Source organism: gamma proteobacterium symbiont of Scutellera amethystina, assembly GCF_059730845.1.
On record NZ_AP035935.1, the window covers coordinates 2,550,565 to 2,572,548 of the forward strand.

A 21,984-nucleotide genomic window follows, 5' to 3' on the forward strand; every position below is an offset into this window, starting at 1 on the left:
TTTGCAGGAGTGATGTCGTCATGGTTTATGATCTGATTGTGGTGGGAAGTGGTTCCGTCGGAGCTGCCGCGGGTTTCTACGCAACCCAGGCGGGCCTGTCGGTGCTGATGATCGACAGCGCGCACCCGCCCCACAGCCAGGGGACGCATCACGGCGAAACCCGCCTGATTCGTCACGCTTACGGCGAAGGTGAACGCTATGTGCCGCTGGTGCTGCGCGCCCAGACGCTGTGGGATGAGCTGGAGCGCCAGAGCGGCGAACGCATCATGCACCGTAGCGGCATTCTTAATCTGGCGCCGGCCAGCTCGGATTTCATTCACAACGTGATCGACAGCGCTAACCGCTGGCAGTTGGCGGTGCAGGTGTTACAGGCCGATGAGGTGCGTAAACGCTGGCCGCAGCTTAGCGTACCGGACGGCTACGTAGGCGTGTTTGAGCCCAACTCTGGCTTCCTGAAATGCGAACAGGCGGTGCGCAGCTGGGTGCAGCTGGCGGAACAGGCCGGCTGCGCGCAGCTGTTTAACTGCCCGGTCAGCGCGATTGGGCGCGAGGGCGATCTGCAGCAGGTCACCACCAGCGATGGCATATTCCGCGCGCGCAAGCTGCTGATCAGCGCCGGCACCTGGGTCAGTCAGCTGGTGGACAATCTGCCCGTTACGCCGGTGCGCAAGGTGTTTGCCTGGTATCAGGCCGATGGGCGCTACAGCGAAAATAACCAGTTCCCCGGCTTTACGGTAGAGATGCCGGATGGCAGCCATTTCTACGGCTTCCCGGCAGACAATAATGCCCTGAAAGTGGGACGCCACGATGGCGGTCAGCCGATGCAGACGCCAGCGGACCGCAAACCGTTCGGCAGCATCGCCGCTGACGGTAACGAAGCCTTTAGCTTCCTGCGCCAGTTTCTGCCAGGCGTAGGTGTGTGCCTGCATGGCGAAGCCTGCAGCTATGACAATACGCCGGATGAAGACTTTATTATCGATACCCTGCCCGGCGAGCCTGACCGACTGATTATCACCGGCCTGAGCGGCCACGGGTTTAAATTCGCCAGCGTGCTGGGTGAACTGGCCAGCGAGTTTGCGCAGAATAAACCGTTCTCCTTTGACCTCACGCCCTTCTCACTTACGCGTTTTGCCTGATGTTGTTGCTGCCGGTGCGGAGCGCACTGGCAGTTATTGACCTTTCCTGACACAGATTTACTTTCCGCCCGCAGTTATGGCGCATTTGGTGTAGCAATAGCCATTGCCGCCAGGGCTAAAACGGCTATTTGCTTATCTATTCAGAATTATTGAATTACACCGCCAGCCTTTCGCCATATATATCGAACCCGTAAATTCAAAGTTATAGAAAAGTAAGGACGATTGATTTTCTATTTCAGGTTGTAGATTCTCATTACCACTTATTTCCTGATAACGGCTTAACTATGTGGCGTAATTCTCCACGGCATTACGGTGCGTTAACCATTGCGTTGCACTGGCTGATGGCGCTGACGATTTACGGTATGTTCGCGCTGGGTTTATGGATGGTCGGGCTTGGCTACTACGACGGCTGGTATCACAGCGCCCCTGAGATTCACAAAGGCATCGGCATCTTACTGTTTGCCGTTCTGCTGCTGCGCCTGTGCTGGCGCGTCATATCGCCGCCGCCGGCACCGCTCACCAGTTACTCGCCGCACGTGCGCCGTGCCGCCCATGCGGCGCACTGGCTGCTGTATGGCCTGCTGCTGGTGTTGCTGATCAGCGGCTATCTGATCTCTACCGCAGACGGCAAGCCGGTCTCAGTGTTTGGCTGGTTTGAGGTACCGGCACTGTTTACCGGCGCGGGTGAGCAGGCCGATGTCGCCGGTGAGGTCCATTTATGGCTGGCGTGGGCTCTGGTGCTGTTGTCTGCCCTGCACGCCCTGGGCGCGCTGAAACACCATTTTGTCGATCGCGACATGACGCTGAAACGGATGCTCGGTTACCGCATCCCCTTAACCTCTGAAAAGGAAAAGTAATATGATCAGGAAAACCCTGCTGGCGCTCAGCGCCGCTGCCCTCTTTTCGACCAGCCTGAGTGCCAGCGCGGCTGAGTATAAGTTTGATAAAGAGGGTCAGCACGCGTTTGTTCAGTTCCGCATTCAGCATCTTGGCTACAGCTGGCTGTACGGCAGCTTTAAAGATTTTGATGGCAGCTTTACCTTTGATGAAGCCAATCCGGCCGCGGACAAGGTCAACGTGACCATCAATACCAACAGCCTCGATACTAACCATGCCGAGCGCGATAAGCATTTGCGCAGCGCGGATTTCCTCAATACCGGCAAATTCCCGCAGGCCAGCTTCAGCTCGACTGAGGTTAAAAAACAGGGCAAGGATTATAAGATCACCGGCAACCTGACGCTCAACGGCGTAACGAAGCCGATCACGCTGGATGCGCAGCTGATTGGGGAAGGCAAGGATCCGTGGGGCGGTTATCGCGCCGGCTTTGCCGCCAGCGGCGAAATTGTGCTGAAAGAGTTCAACATCAGCAAAGATCTCGGTCCGGCCTCACAAAAAGCCGAGCTGATCATTTCAGTCGAAGGTGTGCGTCAGTAATCAGCAGTACAGCCTGGCGGGCAATGCGCCAGGCTGTTAAGCCATTACTTTTTGTCCGGCGCGGGGATCGCCATGGTCATGTTGAGTAAACCGCGCGATTTATTGAACACTTTGTTGCCATTTTCACGGCCAGCGCGGCGCGCGCGCTGCTCTTCCGGCGCCAGTTTCGACTCTTCCATGCACAGCGGGCTGCAGCAGTTCTGATACTTTTCTGCACAGCTCGGGCACTGAATAAACAGCAGATGGCAGCCGTCATTAACGCAGTTGGTGTGGCTGTCGCACGGCGCACCACACTGGTGGCAGCTGGAGAGAATATCGTCAGAGATACGCTCGCCCATGCGCTCGTCAAACACGAAGTTTTTGCCTTTGAAGCGCACCGGTAAACCCTGCTCGCGCGCGCGACGGGTATATTCGATGATGCCCCCTTCAATGTGGTAAACATCATCAAAACCGTTGTGCTTCATCCACGCACTGGCTTTTTCACAGCGGATGCCGCCGGTACAGTACATGACGATTTTTTTGTCTTTCTGCGCCTGCAGCATATCCACCGCCATCGGCAGCTGGTCGCGGAACGTATCGGCTGGCACTTCCAGCGCGTTGTCGAAGTGGCCCACTTCGTATTCGTAGTGGTTACGCATATCCACAAACACCGCATCCGGATCGTCGAGCATGGCGTTGACTTCGGCCGCTTTAAGATAGTTACCGACGTTACTGGCGTCGAAGCTACCGTCTTCAATACCGTCAGCCACGATGCGATCGCGCACTTTCAGGCGCAGCACCCAGAACGATTTGCCGTCGTCATCCAGCGCGATGTTCATGCGCAGATTGTCGAGCGCCGGGTCAAAGGCATAGAGCATCGCCTTCATCGCCTCATAGCGACTGGCCGGCACGCTGATTTGCGCATTAATCCCTTCCTGCGCCACGTAGACGCGGCCGAATACCTTCAGCTGGGTTAAGGCAACATAGAGACGGTCGCGGAATGCCTGTGGATCGGCGATCTGGAAGTATTTATAAAAAGAGACTGTGGTACGCGGCTCGGTTTCGGCCAGCATACGTTCTTTCAGCTCTTTATTGGAAACGAGGTTGTGTAACACTGGCATGGTGAACACCTGTTAGCAATCAGAGAAATTTAGCGCGCATATGATACCTGAATTGAGCGTGATGCAAAGCCTCTGGTGCAATTCTCCTGCCATCAGCCACAATCGACGGGGTTCTGCGTTGTGCTCGCTAATATCTGCGCAGAAATGCTGTTCGTCGTGCGCTGACGCACGGATGGTTGATTTCAGTCAGAGAGAAAAAATGGCATAATCCCGGCCAATTACAGAAACCGGACTCTCTGGTACACGACGCAGGACATTGATATTTCCATGACGCAACTTCCGCAATTTACCCGCGAACTCCTTCATCCACGCTACTGGCTGACCTGGCTGGGCATCGGTTTCCTCTATGTGCTGGTGCTGTTGCCCTACCCGCTGCTGTACGTGACTGGCTGCGGGCTGGGACGCCTTGCCATGCGTTTTATGAAGCGTCGTGTTCAGGTCGCGCAACGCAATCTGGCGCTGTGCTTCCCGGATATGCCGACCAGCGAACGTGAAGCCATGGTGAAGCACAATTTCGAATCGGTGGGAATGGGGCTGATTGAGACCGGCATGGCGTGGTTCTGGCCGGACTGGCGTATTCGTAAATGGGTCAGCACCAGCGGCCTGGAGCACGTTACCGAGGCGCTGGCCCAAAAGCGCGGCATCCTGCTGATTGGCATGCACTTCCTGACGCTGGAGCTGGGCGCGCGCGTGTTTGGCATGTACAACCCGGGCATTGGCGTGTATCGCCCTAACGACAACAAGTTACTGGACTGGCTGCAAACCTGGGGACGCATGCGTTCCAATAAAAGCATGCTGGATCGCAAAGACCTGAAAGGCATGATCCGCGCCATGAAGAACAACGACATCATCTGGTATGCGCCCGATCACGACTACGGCCCGCGCAGCAGTGTATTCGCCCCGTTCTTTGCCGTTCAGGAAGCCGCGACCACCACCGGCACGCATATGCTGATTCGTCTGGCCAATCCGAGCGTGGTGCCGTTTCTGGCGCGCCGCCTGCCGCACGGCCGCGGCTACGAACTGAAAATGATGCCGGATATCCGCCACAAATTCTCACTGGAGAGTGAACTGGATACCGCCATCGTGATGAATAAAGTGGTGGAAGAGACGGTGCTGCTGGCGCCTGAGCAGTATATGTGGCTGCATCGCCGCTTTAAAACCCGACCCGAAGGGCAGCCTTCACGCTATTGATCGGTTGCGGGGTATTATCAATGCCCCGCGTTATTTACCGCACATTTGCCTTAATTCACGTGATTCTCTGCGCAGTGGCGCGCAAAAAAAGGCCCAGCCTGAACTGCTATGTCTTCCACTCGCTGACACTTAAGTTAACGGCAGCCTTTACGCCTCCTGCTGCTATCTTGCGCATTAATCACGGTTTTTCGCTGCTACGCTAACGCTTTCTCCCTCGCCCGCCGCTGCTTTTCAGTGCCTGAGTTTATACAGCAATACGCGTAAAATTTGACGGGTGCGGATCTGATTTTGACGACTTCCAGGCCTTTTCCTATTTAATTTTACTCAGGCTTGCCTTCTTACTTACTTATCTAATAAATTTTACTGATTAAACAAGTATTTGTCTGAAAGTTCACCGCCATATTCTCTTTTGATTAAAAATTCATCTTTAATATATCTTTATGGAATTGGTTAGCCCGATCGAATCCAGTTAGTTTCGACCCTGACAGTTAGTTCGTTAACTGCGCGTTTAAAAATATAAAAAGATTACACACAGCAAATATATTCAGGACACATAATATGAATAAAGGTATCTACTACTACGTGACGATCAGTACCGATCAGGAGGGTTACCATCTGCTGCATCGGAAGGAGTGTAAACGTCTGCCGGTTAAGGAGGATATGGTGTTCATCGGTACGCTCTATAATTTAAATCAGGCTTTGGCCACCGCACGAATTAATTTTAAAAAGGTGAAACCCTGTATTAAATGCTGCATCCGTTATTCTGCACCCGTGTTACGCGAGTCGGTACGACCGGTTCTGCACTTTCCGCAAAAAATGATGTAACCGGCGCGGGTGGATGACTTTTTACCCATCCACCCCGTCATTGTTCTCTCCCGCCCTGACAGCCGCCAATTTTCGTCTATTCTTCTGTGAAATCCCTTTTTGCACTGACAAGGAGTTGCAGATGAGCCTGTATAGTACGTTAGAAGAAGCCATTGAAGCCGCACGCGAAGAGTTTCTCGCCAGCCAGCCTGAGCTGGAGCAGGATGACGCCAGCGTCAGCCAGTTTGCGCTGCAGAAGTACGTGATGCAGGATGGCGACATTATGTGGCAGGCGGAGTTTTTCGCTGATGAAGACGGCCAGGGCGAATGCCTGCCAATCTGCAGCGGTGAAGCGGCGCAGGCGGTGTTCGACGGTAATTTCGATGAAATTGAGCTGCGCCAGGAGTGGCAGTCGGAAAATACCCTGCACGAATGGGACGAAGGCGAATTTCAGCTGGAGCCGCCGCGCGACCTGGAAGAAGGCGAGGCAGCGGCCGAAGAGTGGGAAGACGACGACAGTCCGTCAGACAACTGGGCGTAAGTTACTCGTACGGGCCGTGCTGTGCGTCAACCGGCAGTAGCAGCGTGTCCATCACCAGCGACAGCGGCAGATCGAGAATGGTCAGCACGCGCCACGGCCCGTCACGCACATCCCACTGCACGCCCGGATAATACTGGTTACCGTGCCCCTGTCCGGGTACGGTCCGGCTGATAATGCTGCCACAGCCCGTGAGCAGTAAAATGGCGGCGCACAGCGCAATTAACTTCAGGCAATATTTCACTGCATTTACTCACCCTGAACTGACACCCCTGATTCTGATGTGCGTCAGTGACTGTTTAAATGTGCTCAGGAACGCTGGCACGCGTCATCGCGCCATTTTAGCTGCGGGTGCAGCTAAACCGCTATGTCTTTATGCGTAAAGATTGTGTGAGGCGCGTTAAGCACTTCGCTGAAGCGCAGGCACAAAAAAAGCGGCATCGCTGCCGCTTTTTCATCACCGTTAGCCTGTCAGGCGCGCTGAGGCAGCGCCTGCGGGTTAAGCGTGAGTTTCTGATAACTCTCAACCCACTGATGATATTTATCCGCACTTTCCCACAAGCGCGTGTGCACGCGCGCCAGCACCACCGGATCGCTGATCAGCTGCAGACGCTGTTCGCGATTCAGTTTTTCCGGCGCATCGCTCAATGCCTGATCGACGCGGCGATCGCGTGCGTGATCCAGTAGTGCACTCTGCTTATGGCGCGATGTCGCCATCGCCGTCGCCAGCGCGTTGAACGCCGGATTGAACAGCGCATGCATGAAGCCATGCTTCAGCGCACGTTCACGGTTCAGCTGCAGATAGTGATCGGTGTCGACCAGCTCTTTCGGTGGCTCATACTCTTCCGGGATCAGGAACAGCCTGGCACGCTTACTCTTCAGCCCGACTGTGGCGCGACTCGACATCACCGAGACAAACGGCGACAGAATCAGCGAGAAGACGATTGGCGCCAACCACCACAGGAAGTTGAGATCGAGCACGCCCATCCCGACGGCCCAGACAATGCCCAGCAGCATCTGTGAACCGTGGCGACGGAACGCTTCGCTCCACGGCGTGGCATCATCGTCACGCTGCGGCGAGTTCCACACCACTTCCCAGCCGAGGAAGGCGCTGACCACAAACACGGTGTGGAACAGCATGCGCACCGGTGCCAGCAGCACCGAGAACAGCATCTCAAGCAGCAGCGAGAGGAACAGGCGGAATGCGCCACCGTACGCTTTGGCCCCTTTAAACCAGATCAGCACCACGCTGAGCAGTTTTGGCAGGAACAGCAGCACCAGCGTGGTGGAGAACAGCGCAATCGCCAAATCCGGACGCCACTGCGGCCACACCGGGAACAGCTGACGCGGCTGCAGGAAGTAGGTCGGTTCCATCAGCGTATGCACCACCTGCAGGGCGGTCGACAACGCAAGGAACATAAACCACAGCGGCGCCGACAGGTAGGACATCACGCCGGTCAGGAACACCGCGCGGTGCACCGGGTGCATGCCTTTTACCAGGAACAGGCGGAAGTTCATCAGGTTGCCGTGGCACCAGCGACGGTCACGCTTCAGCTCGTCCAGCAGGTTCGGCGGCAGCTCTTCATAAGAACCCGGCAGATCGTAGGCGATCCACACGCCCCAGCCGGCACGACGCATCAGCGCCGCTTCCACGAAGTCATGTGACAGGATCGAACCGGCGAACGAACCTTCACCCGGCAGCGGCGCCAGCGCACAGTGTTCAATAAACGGCTGCACGCGAATGATGGCGTTGTGCCCCCAGTAGTGCGATTCGCCCAGCTGCCAGAAGTGCAGACCAGCGGTAAACAGCGGCCCGTAAACGCGGGTGGCGAACTGCTGACAGCGCGCATACAGCGTATCCATGCCTGACGCTTTTGGCGACGACTGGATAATACCGGCGTTCGGGTTCGCTTCCATCATGCGCACCAGACCGGTAAGACACTCACCGCTCATCACGCTGTCGGCGTCCAGCACCACCATGTAGCTGTAGTTGCTGCCCCAGCGACGGCAGAAGTCATCAATGTTGCCGCTTTTACGCTTCACGCGGCGGCGACGACGGCGATAGAAGATCTTGCCCGCCCCACCGACATCCCGCACCAGCTCCATCCACGCTTTTTGCTCGGCGATGGCGATGTCGGCATCGTAGCTGTCGCTCAGGATGTAAACGTCGAAATGCTCCGCGTTACCGGTGCGTTTCACCGACTCCCAGGTGGCGCGCAGACCGGCGAACACGCGTTCCACGTCTTCGTTACAGATTGGCATGATCAGCGCGGTGCGATGTTCCGGATTGAGCGGCTCATCACCGGTGGTCGAGTACGAGATGCTGTACTTATCGCGACCGATCAGCAGCTGCAGGAAGCCCATCAGCGCGGTCCAGAAACCGGCCGATACCCAGCAGAACAGGATGGCAAACAGGAACAGGATGCCGGTCTGCAGAATATACGGCAGGATCAGCTCCACCGACTGCAGCCAGTTCTGGTTAAACAGCTCGACCGGATCGAGCAGCGTCCAGCCCTGATACGGCAGAATGGTTTTCATGTACCAGGTGGCGACCACGGTCTGCAGAATGGTCAGAATCAGCAGCACGTAGCGACGCATGGAACCTACGTGGCGCCATTTGTCTTCCGCTTTCTGCTCTTCCACCGTGGCATAGCGTGGGTTGCCTTTCTGCCCGCGCAGGGAATCCCAGGCGCGCGCGATCGGGTTAGTACGCCAGGCTTCCGGGAACATCAGCGAACGCTTCACCGGCGGCATCGCCTTCAGCGTGGTGCGGTCGAGATAATCTTTACTGAGCTGCTGGCCATCGGCGAGCGAATCCGGCCACGCCATGGATACGCGCGACGAGACCGATTTCAGCGGCGCATCGTCCGGCCGTTCGCTGGCGGCGATATCCTGCCCCAGCGCGCTATGAATGGCATGAAACGCCTGCGCATTCTGCAGCGAGGCGCTGAGCGTGGCGCGTGCTGCCGCATCAAGCGGCAGCGCCTCCACGTAAGATTGAGGTAAATAAGTCGATTTATTCATTGGCAGGTAACTGATAGCTCCAGGTTTCCGTCAATGTCTTGTCGCCGCTCACCAGCGCCGCACGCATTTCGGTCGGCTGCTTGTTGTCTTTCACGCGCAGACGCAGCACCAGACGCCAGCCTTTGGTGACCGGGTTGTAGCGTACGCTCTGCTCGACCACGTCGGCGTTGTTACCGACGCTGACCTGCGGTGCCACCTGGGTGTTTTCCGGCAGCTTGCTCATCGCTTTACCGACAAAGTCCACGGTAAAGGCGATGGAACCATCCGGCTGACGCACCAGGTTAGACTGCTTCACATCGCCCGCAGAACGCAGCGTGTCTTTCACCCAGGCCACATCGTCCTGGTGCAGCTGGTTTTCATCGCGCGTAAAGTGCAGACGATATTTGAAGTTCATCTCTTTGCCTGGCTCTGGCAGGCTCTCCGGCGTCCAGAAGGCCACGATGTTATCGTTGGTTTCATCTGCCGTCGGGATTTCCACCAGCTCTACGCGGCCTTTGCCCCAGTCGCCCTGCGGCTCAACCCAGCCGCTTGGACGCAGATCATAGCGGTCGTCCAGGTCCTGGTAATGGCTGAAGTCACGGCCACGCTGCAGCAGACCGAAGCCTTTCGGGTTTTCGATGGTAAAGGTGCTGACCGCCAGGTGTTTCGGGTTATTGAGCGGACGCCAGATCCACTCGCCATTTCCGGCGTGAATCGACAGGCCGTTCGAATCATGCAGCTCCTGACGGAAGTTGCTGACCGGCGACGGCTGGTTAGCGCCAAACAGGAACATACTGGTAAGTGGGGCTACGCCGAGTTTGCCGACGTTGTCACGCAGATACACTTTAGACTGCACGTCCACGGTGGACTCTTTGCCCGGCTGGATCACAAAGCGATAGGCACCGGCGGCGCGCGGAGAATCCAGCAGCGCATAAATCACCAGCTGTTTATCCTGCGGCTTCGGCCGCTCGATCCAGAACTCTTTAAAGCGCGGGAACTCCTCACCGGAAGGCAGCGCGGTATCAATCGCCAGACCACGCGCCGACAGGCCATACACCTGGCCTTCGCCAATCACACGGAAATAGCTGGCACCCAGGAAGCTGGTGATCTCATCGTCTTTACCCTTTTTATTTAAAGGATACAGCACTTTGAAACCGGCAAAACCGAGGTTTTTCACCGCATCGGCATCGTGTTTCACGTTGCCGAAATTGAAGTAGTCAGGGTTATATTTGATTTCACGTACCGAAGACGCGGTGACTTCATTGATTTTCACCGGCGTGTCGAAATACATGCCCTGATGATAGAACTCGAGCTTAAACGGCGTGCGCAGTTTGCCCCAGTATGCTTTGTCGTGGTTAAACTGGATCTGCTGATAGTCAGCAAACTTCATTTCACGAAACTGAGAGGGTAAATTGCTTTTTGGCGCTTCAAAACCTTTCCCTGCCAGCGCCTTAGCTTGCTTTGCCACATCATCAATGTTGAACGCCCAGCTATTGTTGGCGTACAACGCCAGCAGAACTGCTGCGCCTACCCAGCGCATCTTCACCAGCCCGCCATTATTCTTCACTTTAGTCAGCACATCCCCCCCTTTCGTGTGCTTAGATCAAACCCATTTATCTTAAAGGATTATTCGGTTTTCCGACAGCTTATGTAAAAGATTGTTCCCCTGATTCGTAAGCCGAAAGTGTACTTTTCGGATAATTAAACCCGGAAGATTAAGAAACAGATTCACCTGATAGTATACGCTGTTTACAGCCGGTAGAATTTCGTCCGGCATAATCCGGTTTCAGGGTGAAACCGGCAAGTAAACTGACAAACCGGAAGCTTATGAGTTCAGCCAAACCCGAACGTGAATATTTCCTCGACTCGATTCGAGCGTATTTAATGCTGCTGGGCGTGCCTTTCCACGTCTCGCTGATTTACTCGACCCAACACTGGTCGGTTAACAGCCAGGACGCCTCACTGTGGCTGACGGTGCTGAATGATTTTATTCACGCCTTCCGCATGCAGGTGTTCTTTGTTATTTCAGGTTATTTCTCGTATATGCTCTATCTGCGCTATCAGCCCAACCGCTGGCTGAAGGTGCGGCTGGAGCGCGTCGGCATTCCGCTGTTAACTGCGGTGCCGCTCATTACCCTGCCACAGTTTTTTATGCTGAAAAATCTCACCAGCAAAGTCGGCGACTGGGCAAACTTCTCGCTGTATGACAAGTACAACGCGCTGATGTGGGATCTGATTTCGCACCTGTGGTTTTTACTGGTACTGGTGATTCTCACCGCGTTTGGCATGCTGAGCTTCCGCTGGCTGCGCGATCAGCAGCGCCGCATCGATTATCAGCAGGTTGGCTGGGGCAAGCTGACGCTGGCCCTGCTGGCCTATGCGCTGGTGTGGTGCGCCTTCCGCCGGCTGATTTTCCACTTTGCTCCCGCGCTGTTAATGGATGGCCTGTTCAGCATTGCGGTTATGCAGTCGCTGTTCTTCCTGCCGTTCTTTATGCTGGGTGCGCTGAGCTGGAAACATCAGGCGCTGAAAGCGCTGTTTGTGCGGTTTAATCCGGTGATGTGCTTTGGTGCCATTGCGATGTTTATCGTGTACAGCCTGAATCAGCGCTACAGCAGCGGTGAAGGCTGGCTGTACGAGCTTGATGCCATCATTTCTACGCTGATGGGCTTGTGTATGCTGAACGTCTGCTTTAGCTTCGGCCACAAGCTGCTGAACAGCCACTCGCCGCGCATCATGTATCTGGTGAACGCGTCGCTGTTTATTTATCTGGTGCACCATCCGCTGACCATCCTGTACGGCATCTACGTTACGCCACACATCAGCAGTAATACGCTGGGCTTCTTTGTCGGACTGCTGATGGTGTTTGGCGTTGCCTTTGCCCTGTACGAGATTCATCTGCGTATCCCGCTGCTGCGCTTTTTGTTCTCCGGCAAGCCGCAGCGCAAACCAGAGACCTCCGCGCAGACGTAACGGCGTACTTACCCGCCGGGCTGCGCGCGTTGCAGCCCGGCTATAGCAGCCACTCCACCGGCAGACGCCATACCAGCCGCACCAGCAAACGCTGCAATAGCGTGCACTGCGGCTCGTGCTTATGTACCACTTCCCGCGCTTCGCCGCTGTACTCTACCCAGTTAACGCGGCCCCACTTATCCAGTCGCAGTGCCCAGGCGCGGTCGCGCATGCCGCTGCTGAAGCGCTGATGGGTCTGCTGCGCCAGCGCTTCGCTCTCAATCACCAGCCCCATCTCCGTATTCAGCACCGCCGAACGCGGATCGAAATTAAACGAGCCAATAAACACTTTGCGGTTATCGACGGTGAAAGTCTTGGCGTGCAGGCTGGAGCCGGAATTCCCGGTCAGACCGCGATCGTGCGGGGCATCCGCGGCATTGGCCTGCGGCTTCAGTTCGTAGAGCGCAATGCCGTGACGCAGCAGCTTCTTGCGCCAGCGCGCATAGCCAGCGTGAACCACGGTGACATCATTGGCGGCCAGCGAGTTGGTTAAGATGGCGATCTTAACGCCCCGCCGCTTCAGCGCCAGCAGCTGCGCCACGCCGGCACGGGTCGGGACAAAATAGGCCGAGATGATATCGAACTGCTGCTGCGGCGTGCCGATCACCTCCAGCATGCGCTGCGGCAGCAAAGAGGAGCGCTTCGCTTTGCCCAGCCCTTTGCGCGGATCGTCACTTAACAGCCGCGTGTGTGCCCAGGTCATGCTCAGCGAGCCCTGCTCCAGCTGGCTGACAAACGAGGATTTCTCCAGCCGCGCCAGGTAGCGCTGCACCGCCTCGCTCTGCTGCCACTCCGGCGGTAAACGCACCGCTTCATGCGGCGGTGCGCCGGTGTCCACGACGCTGCGCAACGGCGATACCGCTTTGCTGTGCCAGTAGCGGGCGAAATCTTCCGCCACTTCATCTACCGCCGGTCCCAGCGCCAGCACGTCGAGATCGGTAAACAGCGGCTCATTGCCGGTGCCAAAATATTCGTCGCCGATGTTACGGCCGCCCACCAGCGTTACCGCGCCGTCCACGGTCAGGCTTTTGTTGTGCATCCGGCGATTCAGGCGGGCGAAGTCAGTCAGATAGCCCAGCGCGCGCAGGGTTCGAAACGAGAAGGGATTAAACAGCCGCACGGCGATATTCGGATGCCGATCGAGTTCGGCCAGCGTTTCATCCAGCCCGGGCGTATTGTTGTCATCCAGCAGCAGGCGCACCTGTACGCCGCGCTCCGCCGCATCCAGCAGCGCGCTGAACAGCAGGCGTCCGGACATGTCGTTGTGCCAGATGTAATACTGGACGTCGATGGTGTGCTGCGCCATGCCCATCAGCAGATAGCGTGCCGCAAACGCATCCAGCCCATCGTTCAGCGGATGAATGCCGCTCAGTCCCGGATGATGGGCACATTGCTGTTGCGCATGTTCTCTCAACCCGTCGCCTGGCCGTTCGCGTGAGGAACGCAATGCCGCTTCGCTCATACTCAATCCCTGCTTACCCTGAAGCTGTTATTGTTGGTATCACCGCACGTAAAGGCAATCAGAGCCGTCTACTTCCGCGTCAGGTGCGGCGTTAATTTAGTCTAGACTTAGCCAGGCGTTCTGCATCCGGCGTTCTTCGTGAGGAGAAGATCATGACTCAGCTATCCCCGCGCCATCAGCCCCGGCTATTTCGCAGCTTTTTTCAGGGCAGCTTCCCCTGCTCTACCGCCTGCCGCAGCGGCGGGCGACGACTGGATATGGTCATCAGCAGCGGCCACGACATGCTGCTGGAGAAAGATTACGCCGCGCTGGCGCAGGAAGGATTGCGCACCGCGCGCGACGGCGCCCGCTGGCACCTGATTGAGGCCACGCCAGGTGAATACGACTGGCGCACCTTTCTGCCGATGATTCACGCGGCGGCGCGCCATGATTTACAAATCATCTGGGAGCTGGCGCACTTTGGCTACCCCGATCATCTCGATATCTGGAAGCCGGCGTTTGTGGAGCACTTTGGCCGCTTCGCGCGCGCCATGGCTCAGCTGATGCGGGATGAGGGCGTGGAGCAGCCGTTCTTTACGCCCATCAATCAGATATCCTTCTGGTCCTGGGCCGGCGCCGATGTCTCGTGGCTCGATCCCTACGCCAGCGCGCGCGGTCGCGAACTGAAACGTCAGCTGGTGCGCGCCTCGCTGACGGCCATGCACGCCATTCGCGGCGTCTATCCGGACGCCCGCTTCGTGCTGACCGACCCGCTGGTGCAGATCGCCGCCGATCCGCATAACCCCGACAGTAAACCCTATGCCGACAGCCAGCATCAGGCGCAGTTTGAAGCCTGGGACTGGCTGGCAGGACGCGATGCGCCGGAGCTGGGTGGTCAGCCCGATTTTCTCGACATCCTGGGGCTGAACTATTATCCCGACAACCACTGGTTCTTCTCCGGCGACACCATTCCGCCCGACCACCCGCAGCGTCAGCCGCTGCACCGGCTGCTGATGCAGTGCTGGCAGCGTTATCAGCGCCCGCTGTTGCTGGCAGAAACCGGCGCGGAAGGCGACGCGCGCGCGCCCTGGCTGCGGCATGTCAGTGATGAAGCGCGGCTGGCCTTAGCGCAGGGCGTGGCGCTGGAAGGCATTTCGCTCTATCCGGTGGTGGAGTATCCGGCGTGGGCCGACGATCGGCGCTCGCCTGGCGCGCTGTTTGGTCTGGGCGATCCCAATGGCAATCGCACCCTGCACGAAGCGCTGGCGCTGGAGTTACGCAGTCAGCAGATTAAATGGCGCACTCAGGATTAAGAGTGCTGCACCGGGCTGGCGGTTTTGGGCGGGCAGGTTTGTACATCCAGTGACGGATCGGCTGGATGGCGCACGTCCGTCAGCCAGGTCATAGTGAAAAGGAACACTACGCCGATCAGGCAGGCGGAAAGCAGTCCAATGATGGCGATCAGTTTGTCATCCCGGGATTCCATCGACATCTCCTTGCGGGCGTCCGTAGTCGGTTGCTGGCCTCAGCTCATCCATAATGTAAGCATCAGGACGAAGATTATAAGGGTAACCGAGGTCACTGCAAGTACCACAATGGCGAAGTGCGCATCATCCAGCGGTTGCCGTAAAGGTTCGTCGTGATCGTCAGGTGGCGCGGGTGAACTCATGATGACTCAACAGGAAAGAGGCGTTTTTCAGCGGGATTGCCGCACAGAGTGTAATGGAATAGCGGCCAACGTACAGCACTATTTCTGACGGAAAAGACCACGGAGCGTCATTACGCCCCGTGGTGGCCGCTTAGAAATCGTAGCTCATGCTGATTTTCAGCGTGCGCGGGTCGCCCTGCGCGAGATAGGTGCCGGTGTCATCAACGTTTGACCAGTACTTCTCATTGGTGACGTTTTCGACCGCCACGCGCCACACCAGATCGTTCTGATTCACCTTCATGCGGTAACGCATACCAAGATCCAGCGTGGTATAGCTGTCCAGCTTGAGGGTGTTGGCCGAGTTGGCATACTGAGAGCCGCTGTGGTTGAGCAGCGCCGTGGCCGTCAGCCCCTCCACCGGCTTGATGTCATACTCCGCGCCCAGCACGTAGGTGTAGCGCGGCACGCCGATCGCCTGTTTGCCATCATAAGTGCCGCCGGCGGTTTTCTTCATCACCGGATCGATCCAGGTGGCGCTGGCGTTGAGGCGCAGGCCCAGCACCGGCTCACCAAACACGTTTGCTTCCACGCCGCGATGGCGCTGCTCGCCGTCCATGACGTAGACATTGTCACTGTTGATCAGGCCGGACGGTTTCTGGATTTCGAACAGCCCCAGCGAGCCGCCGATGCGGCCGAAATCCGTTTTCACGCCGATCTCATTCTGCTTCGAGTGCGCCACGCCGGTCACGGTGCCATAGTTGACGGCGTCTTTAGGGGCCACTTCACCTGGCTGCAGCGCTTCCGTATGGTTCGCGTACAGCGCCACTTCTTTCCACGGCTTGTAGACCACGCCGTAGGTTGGCATCCAGCGGTCGTTGGTGAAGCGCGAATCAACGCTTTCCGCGCCGGTGTTGTAGTTATAGCTGCGCACCACCACTTTCTGATGGCGAGCACCGACGGTCACCAGCAGCGTATCGTCCAGTAATCCGAGCGTATCGCTCAGCAAATAGCCCTGGGTGCGGGTGCGTGACGTGGTAAGCGGATCGGAGAACTTGCCGCCGGCGAAGGTGGCCGCCGGTTCCGCCACGTCACCGCTGTGGTAGATATTAAACGGCGTGCCCACCAGCGACATGTCGTAGGCATTTTTCGCATTGGTGGTCAGCGCCGAGTAACCCACGTTGACTTTATGACTGACGAGACCGGTGTGGAACTCACCGCGCAGCCCCACCATGCCGCTCATGTTGTCCTGAATACGGTTGGAGTAGAAGCTGCTGATGGTACCGTCACCGTTGCTGTTGGTAATGGTCGGCGCGCCGTAGTTGCCGGTTTCATGAGCGTGCTGTGCGCCGAGACCGGCATAGGCCGTCCAGCTGTCGGTAATATCGTATTCTGCTTTGGCGATACCGAATTCAGATTCCATATCGCTGTACACCCATTTCTGGCTGTAGTTGTGCGAATTTGAAGGCACCGCCGGGATCACCCCGGCGCTGGCGAATTTCACGCCCTGTAAGCCGTCATGGAAGGTTTTCTTCTGATAGCCAACGTCCAGCGAGGTGCGCAGCCGGTCGCCGCGATAATCAAGACCGACCGAAGCCGCCGTGGTGCGTTTTTTCTCGCCGTCAACGCCGGTTTCACCTTCGCGATGTACGGCATTAACCCGCACGCCAAACTGATTGTTATCGCCAAAGCGGCGCCCCACGTCCAGCGTTCCGCCAACCTGAGACGAGGAGGTGTAATCGAGGCCCACGCGATTGATCGGCGTATCTTCGGCATGTTTCGGCTCGAGGTTGATCATACCGCCGACGCCGGAACTGGCTGCGCCGTTAACCAGACTGTTGGCGCCTTTGAAGATCTCCATGCGATCGATCAGCGAAGCGTCCATCACCTGGCGCGGCACCACGCCCGGCAGACCGCCGAAAGTCATATCATCGCCGTCGAGAGTGAATCCCCGAATGCGGTAAGTTTCAGCGAAATTGCCGTAACCTTTGACGTTCTGCACGCCCGCATCGTTGCGCACCACATCGGCGATGGTTTGCGCCTGCTGGTCCTGAATCATTTTTGCCGTATAGCCGATGACGTTGAACGGCACGTCCATGGCGTTTTGCTCGCCCAGCATGCCGAGGCGACCGCCGTGGGCAATCTGGCCGTCGAGAAAGGCCGGTACTAAGTCGTTGCCGCCGGGTTTGAATTCACTCTGCGGCGTGGCGGTGACGGTCAGCGTCTGCTGTTCGTTAGCGCCCTGAGGTGCGTTACTGGTGTTAGTGGTAGCAGCCATCACTGGCAAACAACCGGCGCTGACCAGCATGGCCAGCAGCGTCGGTTTCATTCCGGGATTGAAAGGCGTTCTGCGCATGGTTATCCCCTGATGTAAATTATACTGAGAATCATTATTATTGCGGTTTGCGATTATGCGCAGCGTACAGCTAAATGCAAGCAATTTGCTAAAAGTGATGTTCAGTGAGAGGAGAGGCAAGAACCGCCGCTAAACAAGGAAAGCGTTGCAGCAGTCACGTACCAACGTAACTGCCGCAGTGTTACCCCTGCCAGCCGCCACCAAGTGCGCGGTAGAGATCGATTTGCGCCAGCAGCAGCGTGTTTTTCACCGCCACAATATTCAGCTGGGTGCTGAACAGCGTGCGCTGCGCATCAAGCTCATCGAGATAGGACGCATAGCCATTCTGATAACGGTTGCGCGCAATCCGCCACGCCTCGGCAACGTAGCGTTCCTGCGCCTGCAGTTCCGTCAGCTGCTGCTGGCTGCGCGTGATGGCATCCAGCGCGTTATCCACCTCGGCAAAGGCGTTGCGCACCACCCTTTCGTAGCCGTACAGCGCCTGGTTGCGCGACGCCATCGCCACATCCACCTGGGCGGTCAGCGCTTCGCGGTTGAGCAGCGGTGCCAGCACGCTGCCGCCGATACTCCACAGGCGGAACGGATTATCCAGCAGATCGTGTAGCTGGCTGCTCTGCAGCGTGCCGGACGCCGTCAGGTTGAGCGATGGCAGCAGCTGTGCCTGCGCCGCCGCCAGCGACGCGTCGCTCGCCAGCAGCAGGCGCTGCGCCTGGACTATGTCAGGCCGGCGATTCAGCAGCTGCGACGGCAGCAGCGCCGGCAGTGCGTGGGGTCGCAGCTGGTCGAACTGGCTGCTGCGTGCAATCTGGCGCGGATTCATGCCAACCAGAATGCTGAGCGCGTTCTCCTGCTGGGCGATCTGATGCTGCAGCTGCGGAATTTGCGCTTTCGCTGTCTGATACTCCGACGCCGCCTGCATCCATTCGAGCCGCGAGGTATAGCCGGTTTCGAACTGACGCTGCGCCAGGTTCAGCGAGTTCTGCCGCGTTTCCAGCGTGGCCTCGGTCACGCGCAGCTGCTCGTCGAGCGCGCACAGGCTGAGGTAACCGGACGCGACCGAACTGGCCACCGTCAGCTCGGCTGCCGAGGCCGCCGCACGCTGCGCCGCCAGCGTGGCTTCCGCCGCGCGGATGCTGTTGCTGCGGCTGCCCCATAAGTCGACCTCATAATTCGCCTGCAGCAGTCCCTGAAATACCGCACTTTCGTACGGCTGACCGGTCGCCGCTGACAGCGCACGCTGATGGGTTGCCGCCACGCCCGCCGACAGCGTCGGGAAGTTGTCGCCCTGCGCAGCGCGCAGCTCGGCGCGATACTGATCGACGCGCGACCGGGCAATGAGAATATCGCTGTTGTGCTGCAGCGCCTGGTTTACCAGCCAGTTGAGGCGATCATCACCAAAGCTGCGCCACCACTGCGCTTCCGGCGCGGCGGCGGGCCCGACCTGCTGGCGCCAGTCAGGCGGAATCGGCAGCGACGACGGCGCCTGCTCCACTTCGCGGGCGCAGCCGGTCAGCAGTAGCGCGATGAGCGCCGCGAGTAACGGCCGCTTCATAACGCATCCCGGTTTGGTTCGGCGGCGGTATCAATGTCGACTTCCACTGACATCCCGGGCCGCAGCTGCTGCAGATCGTCACCAAGAATTTTGATGCGCACCGGAATGCGCTGGGCGATTTTCACGAAGTTACCGGTGGCGTTATCTGGCGAGATAGCGCTGAACTCAGATCCGGCAGCGGGCGAGATAAACTCAACGCGGCCATCAAAGCGCTTGCCGTCCAGCGCATCAACGCGGATCGACACCGGCAGGCCGGGGCGCACACGCGCCAGCTGGGTTTCCTTCAGGTTGGCAATCACCCATTTATTATCCGGCACCACCGAAGTCAGCCGCGTGCCGGCAGTAACGTAGGTGCCTTTGCGCACCGACAGCTGACCGAGCTGGCCGCTGTCCGGCGCGATAATGCGCGTGTTGTCCAGATCGATATTGGCCAGCTCCAGTGCCGCCTGTGCGCTGGCTACGTCGCCGGCCAGCGCCGCGCGGTTAACGATGGTGGTTTGCAGATTCTGCTGCGAGACCGCCACCTGCGCCGCCGCCTGGCGCAGCTGGGCCTGCGCCTGCGCATTGGCTGCGCGCGCGGCATCACGCTCGCGTACCGACAGCGAGCCATCCGCCGCCAGATTTTCCACCCGCTTCAAATCCAGACTGCTTTTCAGCGCCTGCGCTTTGGCATTCTCCAGTGCGGCTTTATTGCTGGCGATTGTGGCCTCCGCACTCTTCTGCTGCTGCTGGTTGTTATTCTGCGCGGCAATCTTCATCGCCAGCTGTGCCTGCGCCTGATGCACGCGCTGGCGATAGATACGATCGTCAATGGTCATCAGTAGCTGTCCTTTGCGCACCGGCTGCAGATCCACCACCTCAACGTTCGTCAGGTAGCCGCTGACCTGCGGGCTGATAAAGGTCACCTGGCCGCGCACGTAGGCGTTTTCCGTTGACTGGATGGTGCTGGTAAAGGGCCACAGCTGCCAGGCGTATAAAATCACCAGCACGCCCACGATGGCGATACCGCTCCCGGCGGCGATAGAGAGAATGCGTCGGCGGTTGGTGCGCTCGCGCTCCGCAGCCTGTAGATCGTCCTGTTGACTCATGGGGTCTCCGTTCGGTTTGCTGGCGCAGCCTGCTGCTGTTGCTCAGTCAGATTATGTCGCGCCTGGCGCCAGTTGAGATAACGCAGCCGCGTCAGGCGCCACAGCACCCACATCAGCGTTACCATTGCCAGCGCGGCAGTCAGTAAATAGGTATCGTTATAAGCCAGCACGTTGGCCTGCAGCGTGGCCACGGTTTGCAGCTGACTGTTGCTCTGCGCGCTGAGCAGGCCGCTGTCCGCCAGCTGGCTGCGAAACAGCGCGCTGTACTGGCTAAGGCGATCCACCACATTGGGATCGAGCAGCGACAGCTGATCGCCCAGCAGGCTGGAGTGATATTTTTCGCGCCACGTCTGGAAGGTGCCGAGAATGGCGGAGCCAATCAGCCCGCCAAGATTCTGGCTCATGCCAAACAGCACGACAAAACTCACCAGATTTTTCGGCTGAGTCACCACGCCGCCGATGCCAAGCAGCATCGCTGGCCCAAGGAAAAAGGCACTGCTGAAACCGAGCAGAAACTGGCTGAAGTAGAGATTGCTGGCGCGCGTCAGCGGGCTGGATTGCGCATCCATCAGCGAGGCGACAATCATTACGGCCAGCGAGACCACGATTGGCCAGCTCAGATGGTTGGGTTTGATGGTCAGCGCGCTGGCAATCATGCCGCAGATCACGCCCGCAATGATCGCCAGCGCCAGCCCGCGCATCTGATCGTTGAGCAGGCCCAGCTGCTGCAGAAAGCCGACCGCGCCGGTATTCTGCTCGGCCAGCACGATGCGCATCATGATCATCACGATGCCGAGCCGCACGATCATGCCATTGCTCAGCCAGCGGGTGTTAATCAGCGGGTTAGCGCGGTTATGCTCCAGCACCACCGCCGCGACAATCAGCACCAGCGCCAGCGCCAGACAGACGCCAAGCCAGGGGGTGCTGAACCACCACTCAATGCGCCCGAGCGACAGCACGCCGCACAATAACGCCATGCCCGGTGCCAGCAGCATAAAGGTGACGAAATCGAGCTTTTCGAACGCTTTGATGCGGTCGCCCGGCGGCAGCTTGACCACCAGCACGCAGCCCAGCGCAATCATCGCCAGGCCCAGTTCAAACAGATAGAGGCCGCGCCACTCCTCCAGCTGCAGCAGCTCGCTGGAGAACAGCCGCGCCAGCGGAATCGCCAGCTGTGAGGCGGTAATGCCAATCACCAGCGCTTTAAGACGGTGCTTCGCCGGCCAGGCCTGGATCTGATAATAGATGCCCAGCGAGCTGAGCGCCGCGCCCACCATGCCGTGCGCGGTACGCACGATAATCGCCGAGCTGAGATCGTTCGCGAGGATGTGAAAAAACGCCACGATGACGTACAGCACCAGAAAGGCTTCGGTAAACAGCCGCAAACCAAACTGCTGGCGGAACTTCACCAGCAAGAGATTAATGGAGATATTGCCCATCACGTAGACCGCCGGCAGCCAGGCGATTTCGTTGCTGTATGCGGCGAAGGTGCCCTGCAGATTGGTGAGGTTGGCGGTCACCAGCGCATTACTCAGCGCGCCGGTAATGGAGATCAGCAGGCCGATCAGACCAAACGCGATGCGTTTCGATGGCGCATGCAGCGGTGTCGAGGGCGATCCCGGCAGCATCGGCTTTTCGTGCGGCAGCCATTCGCGAGGCGCATACGGGTTACGTTTCGCCACGG

The 21,984-nt window shown here is 58.1% G+C and carries 18 protein-coding genes; 8 read left to right on the forward strand and 10 right to left on the reverse strand.

Features of this window, described 5'->3' with window-relative positions; translation table 11 throughout:
* The first annotated feature begins 20 nt into the window (after positions 1 to 20).
* From solA to AC6I79_RS11965, 3 genes are all read left to right on the forward strand, one after another.
* Positions 21 to 1,136, forward strand: coding sequence for an N-methyl-L-tryptophan oxidase (gene solA, locus AC6I79_RS11955; protein ID WP_159378279.1), 1,116 nt, complete (start codon positions 21 to 23; stop codon positions 1,134 to 1,136).
* Between the two features lie 284 nt (positions 1,137 to 1,420).
* On the forward strand, positions 1,421 to 1,993 hold the full coding sequence (locus AC6I79_RS11960) for a cytochrome b (RefSeq protein WP_159378280.1): 573 nt from the start codon (positions 1,421 to 1,423) through the stop codon (positions 1,991 to 1,993).
* Position 1,994: 1 nt separating this feature from the next.
* Entirely contained in the window at positions 1,995 to 2,570 is a 576-nt protein-coding gene (locus AC6I79_RS11965; protein ID WP_021506439.1) for a YceI family protein, read from the forward strand.
* Between the two features lie 44 nt (positions 2,571 to 2,614).
* Here AC6I79_RS11965 and trhO read toward each other — a convergent pair whose 3' ends face one another.
* The gene (trhO, locus tag AC6I79_RS11970) at positions 2,615 to 3,670 is read right to left on the reverse strand and encodes an oxygen-dependent tRNA uridine(34) hydroxylase TrhO (protein ID WP_021506440.1); all 1,056 of its coding nucleotides are present in this window, start codon (positions 3,668 to 3,670) and stop codon (positions 2,615 to 2,617) included.
* Positions 3,671 to 3,937: 267 nt separating this feature from the next.
* On the opposite strand from trhO, the gene AC6I79_RS11975 reads away from it, so the two are divergent.
* The 3 genes from AC6I79_RS11975 to AC6I79_RS11985 all read left to right on the forward strand — a co-directional run bounded on the left by AC6I79_RS11975 (position 3,938) and on the right by AC6I79_RS11985 (position 6,206).
* Entirely contained in the window at positions 3,938 to 4,861 is a 924-nt protein-coding gene (locus tag AC6I79_RS11975) for a Kdo(2)-lipid IV(A) acyltransferase (protein WP_021506441.1), read from the forward strand.
* 558 nt (positions 4,862 to 5,419) lie between these two features.
* Positions 5,420 to 5,686 carry a hypothetical protein gene (locus AC6I79_RS11980; RefSeq protein WP_021506442.1) on the forward strand — a complete coding sequence of 89 codons (267 nt, stop codon included), beginning with the start codon at positions 5,420 to 5,422 and terminating at the stop codon, positions 5,684 to 5,686.
* Between the two features lie 121 nt (positions 5,687 to 5,807).
* On the forward strand, positions 5,808 to 6,206 hold the full coding sequence (locus tag AC6I79_RS11985) for a MysB family protein (RefSeq protein ID WP_021506443.1): 399 nt from the start codon (positions 5,808 to 5,810) through the stop codon (positions 6,204 to 6,206).
* A 1-nt stretch (position 6,207) separates the two neighbouring features.
* On the opposite strand, the gene AC6I79_RS11990 is transcribed toward AC6I79_RS11985, so the two are convergent.
* The 3 genes from AC6I79_RS11990 to AC6I79_RS12000 all read right to left on the reverse strand — a co-directional run bounded on the left by AC6I79_RS11990 (position 6,208) and on the right by AC6I79_RS12000 (position 10,755).
* Positions 6,208 to 6,447 (reverse strand): YceK/YidQ family lipoprotein, encoded by a 240-nt coding sequence (locus AC6I79_RS11990; RefSeq protein ID WP_021506444.1) that lies wholly within the window; start codon positions 6,445 to 6,447, stop codon positions 6,208 to 6,210.
* A 227-nt stretch (positions 6,448 to 6,674) separates the two neighbouring features.
* Entirely contained in the window at positions 6,675 to 9,227 is a 2,553-nt protein-coding gene (mdoH, locus tag AC6I79_RS11995; RefSeq protein WP_104092802.1) for a glucans biosynthesis glucosyltransferase MdoH, read from the reverse strand.
* The gene (locus tag AC6I79_RS12000; RefSeq protein WP_182688977.1) at positions 9,220 to 10,755 is read right to left on the reverse strand and encodes a glucan biosynthesis protein G; all 1,536 of its coding nucleotides are present in this window, start codon (positions 10,753 to 10,755) and stop codon (positions 9,220 to 9,222) included. Before AC6I79_RS12000 ends, mdoH begins: the two co-directional genes overlap by 8 nt.
* Positions 10,756 to 11,033: 278 nt before the next feature.
* On the opposite strand from AC6I79_RS12000, the gene mdoC reads away from it, so the two are divergent.
* On the forward strand, positions 11,034 to 12,179 hold the full coding sequence (mdoC, locus tag AC6I79_RS12005) for a glucans biosynthesis protein MdoC (RefSeq protein ID WP_159378281.1): 1,146 nt from the start codon (positions 11,034 to 11,036) through the stop codon (positions 12,177 to 12,179).
* A gap of 40 nt (positions 12,180 to 12,219) precedes the next feature.
* Here mdoC and AC6I79_RS12010 read toward each other — a convergent pair whose 3' ends face one another.
* Complete coding sequence (locus tag AC6I79_RS12010; protein ID WP_159378282.1) at positions 12,220 to 13,680, reverse strand: phospholipase D-like domain-containing protein; 1,461 nt, start codon at positions 13,678 to 13,680, stop codon at positions 12,220 to 12,222.
* Between the two features lie 152 nt (positions 13,681 to 13,832).
* Here AC6I79_RS12010 and AC6I79_RS12015 point away from each other — a divergent pair, with 152 nt between their 5' ends.
* Positions 13,833 to 14,972 (forward strand): beta-glucosidase, encoded by a 1,140-nt coding sequence (locus AC6I79_RS12015; protein ID WP_498027306.1) that lies wholly within the window; start codon positions 13,833 to 13,835, stop codon positions 14,970 to 14,972.
* Here AC6I79_RS12015 and AC6I79_RS12020 read toward each other — a convergent pair.
* The 5 genes from AC6I79_RS12020 to AC6I79_RS12040 all read right to left on the reverse strand — a co-directional run bounded on the left by AC6I79_RS12020 (position 14,969) and on the right by AC6I79_RS12040 (position 21,982).
* Complete coding sequence (locus AC6I79_RS12020) at positions 14,969 to 15,145, reverse strand: hypothetical protein (RefSeq protein WP_021506450.1); 177 nt, start codon at positions 15,143 to 15,145, stop codon at positions 14,969 to 14,971. The genes AC6I79_RS12015 and AC6I79_RS12020 overlap by 4 nt on opposite strands.
* A gap of 313 nt (positions 15,146 to 15,458) precedes the next feature.
* Positions 15,459 to 17,660, reverse strand: coding sequence for a TonB-dependent receptor (locus AC6I79_RS12025; protein ID WP_159378283.1), 2,202 nt, complete (start codon positions 17,658 to 17,660; stop codon positions 15,459 to 15,461).
* 181 nt (positions 17,661 to 17,841) lie between these two features.
* Positions 17,842 to 19,212 (reverse strand): efflux transporter outer membrane subunit, encoded by a 1,371-nt coding sequence (locus AC6I79_RS12030; protein ID WP_159378284.1) that lies wholly within the window; start codon positions 19,210 to 19,212, stop codon positions 17,842 to 17,844.
* Positions 19,209 to 20,300 carry an HlyD family secretion protein gene (locus AC6I79_RS12035; protein WP_159378285.1) on the reverse strand — a complete coding sequence of 364 codons (1,092 nt, stop codon included), beginning with the start codon at positions 20,298 to 20,300 and terminating at the stop codon, positions 19,209 to 19,211. Before AC6I79_RS12035 ends, AC6I79_RS12030 begins: the two co-directional genes overlap by 4 nt.
* Positions 20,297 to 21,982 carry an MFS transporter gene (locus AC6I79_RS12040; protein ID WP_058759699.1) on the reverse strand — a complete coding sequence of 562 codons (1,686 nt, stop codon included), beginning with the start codon at positions 21,980 to 21,982 and terminating at the stop codon, positions 20,297 to 20,299. The genes AC6I79_RS12035 and AC6I79_RS12040 overlap by 4 nt, the downstream gene beginning before the upstream one ends.
* Positions 21,983 to 21,984 lie beyond the last annotated feature (2 nt).

Bases quoted from the DNA above. Each gene is read 5' to 3' on its own strand.
- AC6I79_RS11980 (WP_021506442.1), top strand. From the start codon at position 5,420: ATGAATAAAGGTATCTACTACTACGTGACGATCAGTACCGATCAGGAG.
- AC6I79_RS12015 (WP_498027306.1), top strand. From the start codon at position 13,833: ATGACTCAGCTATCCCCGCGCCATCAGCCCCGGCTATTTCGCAGCTTT.
- AC6I79_RS11960 (WP_159378280.1), top strand. From the start codon at position 1,421: ATGTGGCGTAATTCTCCACGGCATTACGGTGCGTTAACCATTGCGTTG.
- AC6I79_RS12030 (WP_159378284.1), bottom strand. From the start codon at position 19,212: ATGAAGCGGCCGTTACTCGCGGCGCTCATCGCGCTACTGCTGACCGGC.
- mdoH (WP_104092802.1), bottom strand. From the start codon at position 9,227: ATGAATAAATCGACTTATTTACCTCAATCTTACGTGGAGGCGCTGCCG.
- trhO (WP_021506440.1), bottom strand. From the start codon at position 3,670: ATGCCAGTGTTACACAACCTCGTTTCCAATAAAGAGCTGAAAGAACGT.
- AC6I79_RS12020 (WP_021506450.1), bottom strand. From the start codon at position 15,145: ATGGAATCCCGGGATGACAAACTGATCGCCATCATTGGACTGCTTTCC.
- AC6I79_RS11985 (WP_021506443.1), top strand. From the start codon at position 5,808: ATGAGCCTGTATAGTACGTTAGAAGAAGCCATTGAAGCCGCACGCGAA.
- AC6I79_RS12025 (WP_159378283.1), bottom strand. From the start codon at position 17,660: ATGCGCAGAACGCCTTTCAATCCCGGAATGAAACCGACGCTGCTGGCC.
- solA (WP_159378279.1), top strand. From the start codon at position 21: ATGGTTTATGATCTGATTGTGGTGGGAAGTGGTTCCGTCGGAGCTGCC.
- AC6I79_RS12010 (WP_159378282.1), bottom strand. From the start codon at position 13,680: ATGAGCGAAGCGGCATTGCGTTCCTCACGCGAACGGCCAGGCGACGGG.
- AC6I79_RS12035 (WP_159378285.1), bottom strand. From the start codon at position 20,300: ATGAGTCAACAGGACGATCTACAGGCTGCGGAGCGCGAGCGCACCAAC.
- AC6I79_RS11965 (WP_021506439.1), top strand. From the start codon at position 1,995: ATGATCAGGAAAACCCTGCTGGCGCTCAGCGCCGCTGCCCTCTTTTCG.
- AC6I79_RS11975 (WP_021506441.1), top strand. From the start codon at position 3,938: ATGACGCAACTTCCGCAATTTACCCGCGAACTCCTTCATCCACGCTAC.
- mdoC (WP_159378281.1), top strand. From the start codon at position 11,034: ATGAGTTCAGCCAAACCCGAACGTGAATATTTCCTCGACTCGATTCGA.